The organism is Candidatus Poribacteria bacterium, from assembly GCA_021295715.1.
Lineage (GTDB): Bacteria > Poribacteria > WGA-4E > WGA-4E > WGA-3G > WGA-3G.
The window spans coordinates 1-11910 of record JAGWBV010000041.1 but is presented as its reverse complement, the minus strand read 5'-3'; the positions used below and the strand labels follow the sequence as shown (position 1 = coordinate 11910).

The window sequence follows — 11910 nt, the reverse complement described above, 5'->3', positions numbered from 1 at the left end:
ACTGCGGGTGGACAAACCTACCTCATCAGCGTCGTACCGTCAAACCGATTGGGATGGGCAACAGGCTGGTACTTTATCAATATGACTGTCGGAAGCGCAGTTGGGAGTGCCATCGCGGGCGAAGTCATTGATCGTATCGACTATAGTACCTTCGGGATCGGAGCTGTAGTTTTGGCAGGTGTGCTGTTTGTAGGTGCGTGTTTCTTTCTGCCTCGGTTGGCAGGACATTCTTCCGAAACCCAGCGAAAACGCGATGGTATTTGGAAATCCACCCTCAACGTCGCGGCATACCTGGATCTAACTCGGCGGCGGAATATACAGATGCTGATCGGTTTACGGGTTTTCCCGACCTATTATTGGGGCTCTGTGAACCTGCTCATGCCGATTTTGATCTCTCGTATCGCGGGTGTTAAAGCGACTGGCTACTACGGTGCGATGAGTCTGTTATTCGCTTTTGGATGTCAACTGGCTGTTGGAAGAATATGTGATGTGATTGGACATCGCACGCCTGCTCTCGTGGCGAATGCCCTTGTTACACTTCTCGCTTTTGGTGTGGCGTTCTTTCACGATTCTTTAATTGCCCTGGAAGTTTTCGGGATACTCGGTGCAGGCGCGGCGTGGAGTCTTTCAACGACCATTCCTCGGTTTATTAACGAATTCACCGAGCCTCACGAGAAAGGACACGGGGTAGGTCTCACCCACTTAGCATGGAGTACCGGATTCCTTCTCGGCTACGTCGCCAGCGGTTTTTTGGTTAACTTCTCCGTTCAGATTCCATTTATTGTTGCAGGAATTTTCTTGGTTTTTTCAACAGGTATTGCCTACAGACTTCAATCTTCTAACTATTAAGTTTTCGCTCGGTTTTTATACCTTCTTCTGGGAGAATACCACTAATTTCATAAATCGGTCGGTGGACCTTATATGTGTACACCGTCCACAATAACCGCGGTTGGAAGCCGCGACTACAAAACGAAGGAAATCACATGATTATTGCAGAACTTGATTTAGAAAATGCAGAACATCGCGAACTCACTAATTCCGAATGGCGTTATGGCGATGGACTCGTTCCGGGTGAACCCAATGGGGGTTTGGTGAATCTGATGAAAGAGAGTCCTGCTCGTCTCGCTGATTATGACATTTCAGATTGGGAGATTTGTGAGGATATCCAAGCGGTCATCTCTGAGGGACTCTGTTTCGGTTGGTATCGTATCACCGTGACGCTTCCAGAGGAAGTTGATGGCACTTCAATCGCTGGGTCGCAGGTGTGGTTCCACACGTGTATTGATGACTATGGTGAAGTCTGGATTGATGGCGAAATTGACCTTGCATTCGGAGAGTCAGGACGTGGTGCTGCCTCCGGTTTCAATACACCCCAACGCGTCGTTGTCACCGAAAGCGCAGAGCCGGGTGCGAAACATGTCATCGCATGTTTGGCGATCAACGGTCCCCTTGCCAGACCGGGTGGTGGTATTTTCCTCCGTTTCGCAAAATTAGAGTTTGAACAAGAATAGCAGTAAGCCATCAGTAGGGGCAATCCCTTGTGGTTGCCCTGCCTTTGTAACTCTGTTTCGCAAAATTAGAGTTTGAGGAAAAATAGCAGTCAGTTCTCAGTAGGGGCAATCCCTTGTGGTTGCCCTGCCTTTGTAGCTAATCGTTGACTGCTGACAGCCGACACCGTAATAAAGGAAAAGAATTGCGTAAAAAAGCAGTCGTCTTACTAAGTGGCGGCATAGATTCAACAACAACACTCGCTATCGCGCGCGCTGAAGGTTACGATACCTACACAATGAGTTTTCGATACGGTCAGCGACACACAGTGGAACTACAGTATGCTGAAAACGTCGCAAAGGTATTAGGCGTCAAACAACACATTATCGTTGACATTGATCTGCGGACTTTCGGAGCATCAGCATTAACAGCAGACATCGAAGTTCCAAAGGATAGACCTGATACTGAAATGGGAGATAGCATACCGATAACCTACGTTCCCGCTCGAAACACAATTTTTCTCTCCTACGCGCTCGCTTATGCTGAAGTTCTTGTTGCTCATACTATTTTTATCGGAGCCAACGCCATTGATTACAGCGGCTATCCAGATTGTCGTCCGGAGTATATAGACGCCTATGAAACGATGGCAAATCTTGCGACACAAGCCAGTGTTGAAGGTGAGACGAAATTGAAAATTCGCGCCCCACTCATTGATAAAACGAAGGCTGAGGTTATTCAAATTGGCGCGGCACTCGGTGTTGATTACAGTCTCACCTTAAGTTGCTACGATCCAGATACCGAAGGCAGAGCATGTGGTGGATGCGATAGTTGCTTGCTCCGAAAGAAAGGCTTTCAAGAGGCAGGTATCTCCGATCCAACGCGCTATCGATAAATGTAGCATCGCGATCTACTTGTAGATTTCCTTTAATGTTTGGTAATTTACTTTCTCCTTGATATTGGTCAATGATCTATCCTATAATATCTCCATAAGACAAGAATACGATACGATGGAAAAAGATATTCTGGAGGAACAGAAGCATGCAATTTGATAGTCGAACGCCACCTACGGTTGAGGAGCTTATCACCTGTGATACTGAGATTATGAGCGGTACCCCTGTGTTCAAAAATACCCGTGTTCCGATAAAAAACCTCATCGACTATTTGGAGGTTGGGGAAAGTCTTGATGCCTTTTTGGAGGACTTCCCGTCTGTCAGCCGTGCACAAGCGGTCCAAGCATTGAAACTCGCGAAGGAGATGCTCCTAACACACGCCTATGCACATTCTCATTGATGAGTGTTTGCCTAAAAAACTAAAGCGCGAATTAAGAGAGTATACCGTTTTCACTGTGCAAGAAAAAGGCTGGGCTGGCATGAAGAACGGGGAATTGCTCCGTCAAGCAGAGAACGAATTCAATGTCTGGATAACTGCCGATCAAAATATTGAACATCAGCAGAACCTTAAGCAGTTTAGTATCGCCGTTGTCGTGCTGGTCGCGCCTCGAAATGAGTTAGAAGCACTTCTCCCTCTAGTGCTGTGTCAAGGTTGAAGGGATTTTCCCTGTAGGGGCAGTCCCTTGTGGCTGCCCACATCCATCATTTTAGGAGTGACACAGCACTAGTACCCCGGCTACAGGAAGTGCTGCGAACTATTCAACCTCACCAAATCGTTTATATTCTGTCCTGAGAATTCATCGTAATTCTTCTAATGGAACTTTCTAACTGCGTCTAAGGGCTCTAAAAGCATGGTAAAAGCCGTTTTTTTTGATTTTTATAATACACTCTGCACGTGGGGACAACCCCTCATAGTGCGTCTCCAGAAAATCGCAGACCGGTACGGTTTTGAAATTGACGCTGCACGCTACGCAGCAGCACGTGAGAATCTCTATGCGGAGGCATCAGGCTCCGATCCTGCTGGACACACTCTTCTTGGAACAATGCAGGAAATCATTGAAAGTTACTGCGAATTTATAAGAGAACTTGGGTGGGAACTGTTGCAATCTGAACACTCGCTCTTTGCTGCAAGTGCCGCTACGCTCTACGATGACACTGTCCCGACCCTTCGGCATTTGAGAGACGCGGGTTTTAAGTTAGCAATCGTTTCAAATTGGGATACGCCGTTGGACCCACTCACCGAGCGGCTTGGCATTGCACACTATTTCGACATAATTGTCGCTTCGCACGATGCGCGCGTCCTATCAGCAAAACCGGATCCGCATATCTTCAACTACACGCTCACAGCAGTGGGAGTTTCAGCGGCAGAAGCAGTTCATGTTGGGGATACTTACGAAGCGGATATTGTTGGGGCAAAAAATGCGGGGATTCGTCCGATACTGATTGATCGAGACGGGACACAAACCGGTAGATGGCGTGAAACAATCCGGAACTTGTCCGAATTACCGGAACTGCTTTCCGTCGCGGGGCGTTTGCGCTGAAGGGATAGCATCCTTTTATTACGAAACAGAAACCGAAGCGATAAAAAATGGTAAAAGCTGTTTTCTTTGATTTTTACGAAACATTGTATTTTCATAGGCATTCACTTGAAGAAAACCTTGAAAGAATCGCTAAAAGGTATGGCGTTGAGGTGGATTGGGAACGCTGTGAAACAGCAATGGAACGCCTCTTTACTGGCACATCGGCACCCGACCCTCCTACCGAATTTTCTCTGCTGGAATTATCAATAACTGTGATGAAGCGAGAATCCGAATTTATAAGAGTCATTGGTATTGAGAAGCACGTGGAACAAATAGCGTGGGAGTTGTTGCAATCTGGGCACTATCTCTTTGCAGCGAACAGTTCCGCACTTTACAATGATGTTATCCCGACACTCCAGCATTTTCGGGATGAAGGCTTCAAGTTAGCAATCGTTTCTAATTGGGATACACCATTGGAGCCGCTTACTGAGCGACTCGGCATTGCCGAGTATTTTGATGTCATTGTTGCCTCGCATGATGTGCGCGTCAGGTCCGAGAAACCGGATCCGCATATCTTCAACTATACACTCGCAGCAATCGAGGTCTCAGCGGCAGAAGCGGTTCATGTTGGGGATACTTATGCAGCGGATATCGTCGGGGCACAAGGTGTAGGGATTCGTCCGATCTTGCTTGACCGAGACGACACTCAAACCGGCAGATGGCACGAAACGATTCAGAGTCTTAGTGAATTACCGAAACTACTCGCATAGTTCTCGGTTCAGCAAAGGTAAGGTTTCATATCCCATAGTAGAATCGTACCGTCATAACTTGCGCTCGCTAAAACTGAGCCGTCCGGCGAGAAATCGAGCGACTGAATGTCAGTCGGATGACTCCAGAAGGTGGCGATATTTTCACCCGTAGTGACATCCCACAAACGGATCGATGCCTTATCGGCGCCTTGCCACGATGCACCTGAAACGAGATATCGTCCACACGGGGAAAAAGTTAACGCTTCAGCTCTTTGGCATCCATGTGGTAAACATATTACCATTTGGGTTTTGTACGTTGCGGCGTCCCACAACCAGAGCTCTCGAAAAACACCACCTGCAATTAGGGTGCCATCAGGCGAAAAGGTAATTGCTTTTGGTGTAGATCTATACTCCGAACCTGTTTCCAACCATTTGAGTCTCTTCTGAATTTGGTGATCATCACCTTTGTATTTAGCAGTGTCTTGAGGATGAATCATAGAGAGTTCAGCAATTTGCTCTCCGCCTTCAATATTCCACAGTTGGGCTCTTTTTTCCTGATGTGCGCTCACAAGGGATTTTCCATCAGGTGAAAAGGCGATCGACCAGATCCAATCTGTCTCTTTCGTGAACATTTGGGGTTTATACCCGTGTTGCACATCCCATAAGCCCAAGACACCGTTAGCGTCCGCGCTCACCAACGAATTGCCTTTTGGAGAGAATGCGAGGGCGTAGAGAACTGCCTTATGTCCAGTGAGTTCAACTGGTGGTACATCTGATTTTCCAAAATCCCAGACTCTCACAATCTTATCATAAGAGGTGGCTGCCAATTTGTTACCACAGGATGAAAAGTCAATAGAGCGAGTCATGTGAAGACCTTCACATTTGAGTGTTACTTTCCGCTCCAATTCCTGAGCATCCCATAAACTGATGGCACCTGAGAGATATCCTGTAGCCAATGTCTGTCCATCTGGCGAAAATTTTACAGAACCGCACGCATTAGTATGCCCGCGAATAATTGGGAGTTGAGGTGCGGAGTCCCTGATATTCCAAATCTGAATCGTATCTTCACCCGTTATAACCAATTGTGAGCTTTTTTGCAAAAAACGGACTTTCTGAATAACCTCTTTATGTACTAAAGTCGCAATTTTTCTATTGTTTTCTACATCTGAAACCGTAATGGTTGTTCCAGAAACCTCCGCAGCAAGCAAAATACTGTCGGGTGAGAAGGTGTATTGTATCCAGTTGATCGCTTTTGGCACGGATGGGACGATTGGAATGGATGCATTGGTGGTGAGTCTATTAACCTCCCACTTGCGGAGGTTGCCCTCCCGATCTACGGATGCCAAAAACTTACGACATGGGGAAAGGAACAGAGCGGTCAGTGAAAATGAATGTCCTGTGAGGTGAGCAATACGCTCACCGGTTTCGATATCCCAGACTGAAAAGGTGTTTTCGGGGGTTGCGCCTATGAGGAACTTTCCGTCAGGTGAAAAGGTAATTGGAATGCTACTGGGGCGATAGCGAGGTTGGAGTTCTTCATTAACGGTAAATTTTGCAATTTGTTCACCGGTTTCGTGATGCCAGATATAAATGGCATCGTATCTTCCGCCCGAAGAAGCTAAGCATTGCCCATCTGGTGAAAAAACGAGTTCAGAAGCCCGATCAAATTGTCCCGTCCGCTGCATCTTTGCAAGGCGTCGGTGATTCTTCACATCCCACACTTTAATCCCACCGTCCCAATTGCCGGTCGCAAGCAGTTCGCCGTTCGGTGAAAATTTCAGGGCAGTAACCGCCCCACGTTCTGTTTCCCACAGATCGACAGGCTGCATCGTCGCAAGTTCATACCACCACAGCCCAATCCATGTTCCGACAGCGAGATATTTTCCATCTGGGGAAAATTCAACAGCATCTACCCTCCCGCGTCCTAATCGGGCAATTGCCCCTTCTGGGAGTGCCCAAGTGGTGACATCCGTATCCATCTGTGTTTCTTCGGAAACTGTCTGCGGATTTGGATTTTGCATTGCGCGCCTCCTATTTTGATGATTGCCAGAGGTGTCTATTTCATCTATTAGGGGAGAGGATGCGTGTATCCACAAGATTGATTTACTTATTTCTTCTTAATTCGTCCCCATGTTGTCGTCGCTTTTCCATAAGATTGGACGAGTAGGAGTTCTCCAGCCATTGACAATTTGATCTCATCTTCGGTGAGGACGGTGCTCCAGATTCTGACCTCGTCAATGAGACCGTTCCACGCTTGGGCGTACCCTTCATTGAGTATGCCAATCCATATAGATTTTTCACCCTTGCCAACTTCATCTTCGGGATGATCTACTTCGTTTTCGAGTTCGCCGTTGACGTAAAGCAGTTGCTTCTTTGTTTTGCCGTCGTACACGTAAGCCAGATGAATCCAGCTTTTATCTTTTAAAAGAGATTTCGATGAAATTTGTTGGCCGTCCTTGGCGTTAACCCTTGCCCAGAATTTGCTCTCATTCCATGAAAAGAGATTGTAAACATCCGCATTCTGCCATGCTGCACGCTTGGAAACAATACCTCTCGCAAGGGCATCTGTCCCAAAAGGTTGAACCCAGGCTTCAACCGTCAACTGTTTCATGCCTTCGAGATCCGCACTGTGTGCAACTTCGACGAAATTCGCCGCACCTCCGTCAAATTCAAGCGCGCCGTTAATTTTGCCTTTGACCCATTTCAAATTACCTTTGATACTGGCTCGATTTTCATTGCCAGAGGCATCTTTAGGATTTTTCCCCGCACCATCATCAAATGGTAAATAGAGCATTAATGCGTCTTCATCAACTGCCTGCGCCACGTAAATACCGACAACAAGCACAAGTGCCAAGCCAAAAGAAAGTATCCGCATGATTGTTCCTCTTTGCTTATACCAGCTTATAAGCTTCCAGAAAAGCGTCTCTGGAGATTCCAGCCTGCGTGCAAATTCGGCGTAAAGTTGAGCCTTTGATGCGACGATGATTCGGCAGTCTAACATACTTCGACTTCCATCTGGATTTTCGCGTGCCATACAAATGTGATTCCGTTCACGAATTGGACGATATCCTAATTGCTCTAACGCACGGACGACTCTATTTTTGGGAGCATCTACTGGAAAACGAGACATCAGATACCCACTTCAGTTACGAAAACGTCCAAGGCGGGTTCCTCAATTTCGAGTTCTTCTTTTCCAAAGGTCTCAATATAAAACTGAATTGCCGAGGTTACGTCCTCAACACTTTCCTTGTAGGTATCACCTTGTCCTATGACGACACCTTTCAATCCGAGTGGGTAGGCGATATAGCCGTCGGTGTGTTTTTCTACAATAATTTTGAGGGGTTGCATTCTGTTTTCGCTCCTTTTATTTTTAATTTATCTAATCACTAAACCGCGAGTGGAGTGCCCATAAGCCTTGCCCGGGTTCGCTGATGTAGAAGAAGCCATCGTCGTTAAAACCATCAACAAGCGTTGCCGGATTATATTCAGCAAGCACTTCATCCACGGGTGCCCATTGGTAGCCGACGGATTCGATTTCGGCTTGCGTGAGGTGTTCCGTGGCGTATGTGACGTTGAAACGTCCTTCGGTGCTGCCGTGAATCAGATGTGCAGCAGCGGAAAGGTTGTCTTGCAACTCTGGATTTTCTGAAACAGCGTTGAGTGTTGCCGGTGTGCCGCAATAGCCGTATTTTCGGATGAGTCGGTCGATTTCAGCGTCCTCACCGAACTCACGGAGTCCGGGTGCGATGATAATCAATTCACCATCGTCCGCCATCGCCATCCGCGTGCGATAGATCGCCTTGTTACCAAGCCATGTGCTTTTGAACTCCCTCGGATCCAAATAGACCACCACTTTTGACAAAGGTTCATCTAAGAACGTCATATTAACGGATCTGCTCAATTCGGCAGCGGTCTCAAAGGTGCGTGCGTCATCGCCAACGTAAAGACCACGCATTACCCGTTCTCCAGAGGCATCGGCATCCATAACACTCATAACATACACGATACCGAGCTGCTTCAGGTAGTGCGCGTGGGCGTAATTCAGCACTCTCCTGACAGAGGTATCCGTTCGTCCCATGAGCCGTTCCATGCCGTCCACGGCACCGAGAAAATGGGATTTGTTAATCATCTCAACACCCCCGGCACCGACGAGGATATTTTTAAATCCGTTGGCGATACCGATAACCTCGTGTGGGATCACCTGTCCGACGGAGATGATGAGTTCGTAGGTTCCCTCTACGAGACGGCGGTTCACAGCGACAGGGATACTGTAATCGAGTTTACCGCCCGATACCTCCTGCACGAGCTCGGATGGCACTTCACCGAAGTGGTGGAGTCCCGTTCGCCAGTGATGGACGTGATAGGTTGCTTTTGGTAAATCGCCATACATCTCGGCAATTTGGGGTTCAGTCATAGGAGCATGCGTGCCGATAGCGGGGAGGATATCGAAAGTCGTGCCATTTGCGGTGTCCCATAATTCATAGAGAAGTTGGGTGAGTTCGCCAGCGTTTGAATGGAGGCGTGTTATATCCGGCGGGATTACCAATATCTTCTTCGGAATACCGCCTAATTTGAGGAGTGCCTCGTGTAGGAGTGCGCGTTTTTCTTCGGTTGTGATAACGGTGTCTTGTCCACCGTGGGCAATATAGGTCGCCATATATTTAATTTTCCTTGTGGTTCGGTATGGATGAACGAAAGAGTGGAAGGATGGATGTCCTTCTTCCAAACTTCCAGCCTTCCAAGCTTTTCCTTAGCACGTCCATGTCTAATAGGCCCCCTTAATTGTCCCCCAGGTTGTGCTTAACTTATCCTGCGGTTCAACAGGTAAAACGAGGTCCTCGACAGCATCGCCGACAAAAATGTTATCAAGATAGACAAGACCGTAGTGACCGAACTTACCGGTTTTGAAGTTTCCGTCTTCACCTTCTGTCGCTGGATCTACTTTGTCAAACGAGGTTTTGTCGTCACGTTCTTTCAACTTGAAGGTGAATTTATCACCGGCGAGGACCAGTTGTGCGCGATACCAGACTTCGGGGTCGTTTTCAACCAACCCGGCTTTGACCTGTGCCCAACCGCCTTGGCGTTTGTAGAAGTGGTAATCTCTACCGCCTTGCCGTTGGTCGCTCAGATAGAATTTTTCGCCATCTTGGAAGCGAAAGACAACACCCATATAGAAGTCATCAGGGAACATCATATCCCATTCAGCAACATAATCGTCCCAGCCTGCGTCACCAAAGACGTAGATGGATCCACCAACATCATGCCGTGAAGCATTAGACCCTTTGTCGGACGTTGCCAGGACTTTATTACTCGCCTTTTTCGGATCGGGAACGACTTCCGCGGTTGTGGCTCCGTCGTGTCCGACCTCCCATTTGCTGGGTTCCTCACCGATATTATCTTTCTCAAAGTCGTCATGAAACAACAGCACTGCCGATGCTTGTATTGCCATACCAATACTTAGCAGAAACACGGCAATTATGGCGTATCCTGTGAGTCTCCAAGGCTTATTGGACGAAGAAGGTAGATGTGTGAAACGCATTTTTTCCTCCTCATTAAGAAGGGACGAGGTAAGGTTCCTCAACAACGAAAGTCAAAGCAGGATTATAATTTACGCTTTACCTTTGGTTACAAAGGTGATTTTAATGTCAACTCGGATGCCTTCGATAGTAGTGACTCTGCCAACAATGACGTAGACGGTTTCACTGGCGAGCTCTCTACCTTTGATAAGCTCAAGCGTCGCTTTGTTGCCAGCAACTTTTGCGGTCCAACCTACATCATCTCCGCCTTCGGTTTGAAGCGCGATTTTTCCGGTTACATCTTCAGTGAATGTAATCTCAATCTTCCCAGCACTGTTAATAGCTTCGGGATCGACATCTATATCCCCGTCTTTGACAGTGCCACCGATGATATCCGGGAATGAGCAACAAGGTGCGGTAACGGTGTAGTTAAGCTCTTGGATTCCATCAGCCCATCTGATCGTCAATGCGAGGGAACCTGGCGTAAAGGGACCCATGATCGTCGCGGCTTTGCCTGCGACTGTGACAGTACCGGCACTTACTGTGACATCAATGGGAGCGTTGTCAAAAATAACCGTAATAGTCGCATTCGCGGCAATTTCACCGCCTAGCGGGATTGCACTCACGAAACTAACTGGAATAGGTTCATCTGTGTCATCGTCACCGCCGCAGCCAGTGAGTATTGAAACGGTGAGTAAGACGGCCAGTAATAATGCTATGCCTCTAAACAATATTTTCATTAGTGTCACTCATTGTCGCAGGATATTAGACATATCTGCAAGTGAGTATAGGGCGAGGTTAAAAACCTCGCCAGCGGAGTACTTGGAAAGCATGCCCACAAAGGCATTCCTACGCTACGACAGGATTCTTCAGAACGCCAATGCCCTCAATTTCAATCTCAACGACATCACCGGCTTTCAAAGCGGTCGTTGTGCCGGGAGTCCCCGTAAAGATTGCATCCCCCGGTTCAAGGGTTATTGCCTGCGAAATGAAACTGACAACTGTTGTCACTGGAAAAATAAGATCGGCAGTGGTCTGCTTCTGAACGACTTCGCCGTTGATACGGGTCTCTAATTGGGCATCGGTATAGTCAAGGTCAGTCACGATAACGGGACCTATAGGACCGAAGGTATCCGAGGCTTTGGCGCGCCACCACTGCAAGTCGTTGCTCTGCCATGTGCGCGCGCTGACATCGTTGCCGCAGGTTACACCCAAAATATTGGCGGCGGCTTCTTCTGGTGTCGTCTTGCTTGTCCGTTCTTTTATGATGACAACGAGTTCGCCTTCCGCGTGGACTTCGTCATCGCCATCAGGTAATTCGATATTGCCTTCTGGGTCGTTGATACAGGAAGGGGTTTTAATAAAAATTTCAGGGTTTTGCGGTTCAGGGGCACCACCTAAATGGCTTCGATAGTTCAAGCCGACAGCCAATACCTTTGTGGGTGTCGTCGGTGCGAGCAGTTTGACATCCCCTAATGCAACGGTCTCCCCAGTTTCGCTATATTCACTAAACGGGCATCCTGATAGAACGTTCAGACTATCTCCTGAGACAATGCCGTAACCGATTGTTCCATTTAATTCATATCGTGCTAACTTCATAGTAATCTCCTTTTTTATAAGTTGTCAGTCGTCAGCAGTCGGAAACTATCAGTAGATGCTTGTGGCGGTTGCACTATTTTTTCATGCCCTAAATATCTTTTGACTGACAGCCGATAGCCGATAACCGATGGCTATTATATCGCGTATA

The 11910-nt window shown here is 47.6% G+C and carries 14 protein-coding genes and 1 pseudogene; 7 read left to right on the top strand and 8 right to left on the bottom strand.

The genetic code is table 11. The features are described 5' to 3' along the window. The 7 genes from J4G07_11800 to J4G07_11770 form a co-directional block, all read left to right on the top strand. The coding region (locus J4G07_11800; protein ID MCE2414679.1) for an MFS transporter at positions 1-849 on the top strand (849 nt) is incomplete at its 5' end. Between the two features lie 134 nt (positions 850-983). Next, positions 984-1511: a hypothetical protein gene (locus J4G07_11795; GenBank protein MCE2414678.1), complete on the top strand. Its 528-nt coding sequence runs from the start codon at positions 984-986 to the stop codon at positions 1509-1511. Positions 1512-1693: 182 nt separating this feature from the next. Further along, positions 1694-2380, top strand: a complete 687-nt coding sequence (queC, locus tag J4G07_11790; protein ID MCE2414677.1) for a 7-cyano-7-deazaguanine synthase QueC — start codon at positions 1694-1696, stop codon at positions 2378-2380. Positions 2381-2526: 146 nt separating this feature from the next. After that, a complete protein-coding gene (locus tag J4G07_11785; GenBank protein MCE2414676.1) occupies positions 2527-2778 on the top strand; it encodes a DUF433 domain-containing protein in 252 nt (83 codons plus the stop codon). Beyond that, positions 2762-3034, top strand: coding sequence for a DUF5615 family PIN-like protein (locus J4G07_11780; protein ID MCE2414675.1), 273 nt, complete (start codon positions 2762-2764; stop codon positions 3032-3034). The genes J4G07_11785 and J4G07_11780 overlap by 17 nt, the downstream gene beginning before the upstream one ends. Positions 3035-3229: 195 nt before the next feature. After that, positions 3230-3919 carry an HAD family hydrolase gene (locus J4G07_11775; protein MCE2414674.1) on the top strand — a complete coding sequence of 230 codons (690 nt, stop codon included), beginning with the start codon at positions 3230-3232 and terminating at the stop codon, positions 3917-3919. A 47-nt stretch (positions 3920-3966) separates the two neighbouring features. Continuing rightward, on the top strand, positions 3967-4668 hold the full coding sequence (locus J4G07_11770; GenBank protein ID MCE2414673.1) for an HAD-IA family hydrolase: 702 nt from the start codon (positions 3967-3969) through the stop codon (positions 4666-4668). An 8-nt stretch (positions 4669-4676) separates the two neighbouring features. Here J4G07_11770 and J4G07_11765 read toward each other — a convergent pair whose 3' ends face one another. The 8 genes and pseudogenes from J4G07_11765 to J4G07_11730 all read right to left on the bottom strand — a co-directional run bounded on the left by J4G07_11765 (position 4677) and on the right by J4G07_11730 (position 11762). After that, positions 4677-6668, bottom strand: coding sequence for a WD40 repeat domain-containing protein (locus J4G07_11765; protein MCE2414672.1), 1992 nt, complete (start codon positions 6666-6668; stop codon positions 4677-4679). 86 nt (positions 6669-6754) lie between these two features. Further along, entirely contained in the window at positions 6755-7522 is a 768-nt protein-coding gene (locus tag J4G07_11760; GenBank protein ID MCE2414671.1) for a LamG domain-containing protein, read from the bottom strand. A 16-nt stretch (positions 7523-7538) separates the two neighbouring features. Then, positions 7539-7777: pseudogene (locus J4G07_11755) on the bottom strand (type II toxin-antitoxin system HicA family toxin). After that, on the bottom strand, positions 7777-7995 hold the full coding sequence (locus tag J4G07_11750) for a type II toxin-antitoxin system HicB family antitoxin (GenBank protein MCE2414670.1): 219 nt from the start codon (positions 7993-7995) through the stop codon (positions 7777-7779). The pseudogene J4G07_11755 and the gene J4G07_11750 overlap by 1 nt, the downstream one beginning before the upstream one ends. Positions 7996-8026: 31 nt before the next feature. Then, entirely contained in the window at positions 8027-9304 is a 1278-nt protein-coding gene (locus J4G07_11745) for a DUF2088 domain-containing protein (GenBank protein MCE2414669.1), read from the bottom strand. A gap of 108 nt (positions 9305-9412) precedes the next feature. Further along, positions 9413-10186 carry a hypothetical protein gene (locus J4G07_11740; GenBank protein MCE2414668.1) on the bottom strand — a complete coding sequence of 258 codons (774 nt, stop codon included), beginning with the start codon at positions 10184-10186 and terminating at the stop codon, positions 9413-9415. A 69-nt stretch (positions 10187-10255) separates the two neighbouring features. Further along, positions 10256-10903 carry a hypothetical protein gene (locus J4G07_11735; protein MCE2414667.1) on the bottom strand — a complete coding sequence of 216 codons (648 nt, stop codon included), beginning with the start codon at positions 10901-10903 and terminating at the stop codon, positions 10256-10258. A 109-nt stretch (positions 10904-11012) separates the two neighbouring features. Further along, a complete protein-coding gene (locus tag J4G07_11730) occupies positions 11013-11762 on the bottom strand; it encodes a fumarylacetoacetate hydrolase family protein (GenBank protein ID MCE2414666.1) in 750 nt (249 codons plus the stop codon). Positions 11763-11910 lie beyond the last annotated feature (148 nt).

Bases quoted from the DNA above. Each gene is read 5' to 3' on its own strand.
- J4G07_11780 (MCE2414675.1), top strand. From the start codon at position 2,762: ATGCACATTCTCATTGATGAGTGTTTGCCTAAAAAACTAAAGCGCGAA.
- J4G07_11750 (MCE2414670.1), bottom strand. From the start codon at position 7,995: ATGCAACCCCTCAAAATTATTGTAGAAAAACACACCGACGGCTATATC.
- J4G07_11785 (MCE2414676.1), top strand. From the start codon at position 2,527: ATGCAATTTGATAGTCGAACGCCACCTACGGTTGAGGAGCTTATCACC.
- J4G07_11740 (MCE2414668.1), bottom strand. From the start codon at position 10,186: ATGCGTTTCACACATCTACCTTCTTCGTCCAATAAGCCTTGGAGACTC.
- J4G07_11795 (MCE2414678.1), top strand. From the start codon at position 984: ATGATTATTGCAGAACTTGATTTAGAAAATGCAGAACATCGCGAACTC.
- J4G07_11770 (MCE2414673.1), top strand. From the start codon at position 3,967: ATGGTAAAAGCTGTTTTCTTTGATTTTTACGAAACATTGTATTTTCAT.
- J4G07_11765 (MCE2414672.1), bottom strand. From the start codon at position 6,668: ATGCAAAATCCAAATCCGCAGACAGTTTCCGAAGAAACACAGATGGAT.
- J4G07_11775 (MCE2414674.1), top strand. From the start codon at position 3,230: ATGGTAAAAGCCGTTTTTTTTGATTTTTATAATACACTCTGCACGTGG.
- J4G07_11730 (MCE2414666.1), bottom strand. From the start codon at position 11,762: ATGAAGTTAGCACGATATGAATTAAATGGAACAATCGGTTACGGCATT.
- J4G07_11760 (MCE2414671.1), bottom strand. From the start codon at position 7,522: ATGCGGATACTTTCTTTTGGCTTGGCACTTGTGCTTGTTGTCGGTATT.
- J4G07_11735 (MCE2414667.1), bottom strand. From the start codon at position 10,903: ATGAAAATATTGTTTAGAGGCATAGCATTATTACTGGCCGTCTTACTC.
- J4G07_11745 (MCE2414669.1), bottom strand. From the start codon at position 9,304: ATGGCGACCTATATTGCCCACGGTGGACAAGACACCGTTATCACAACC.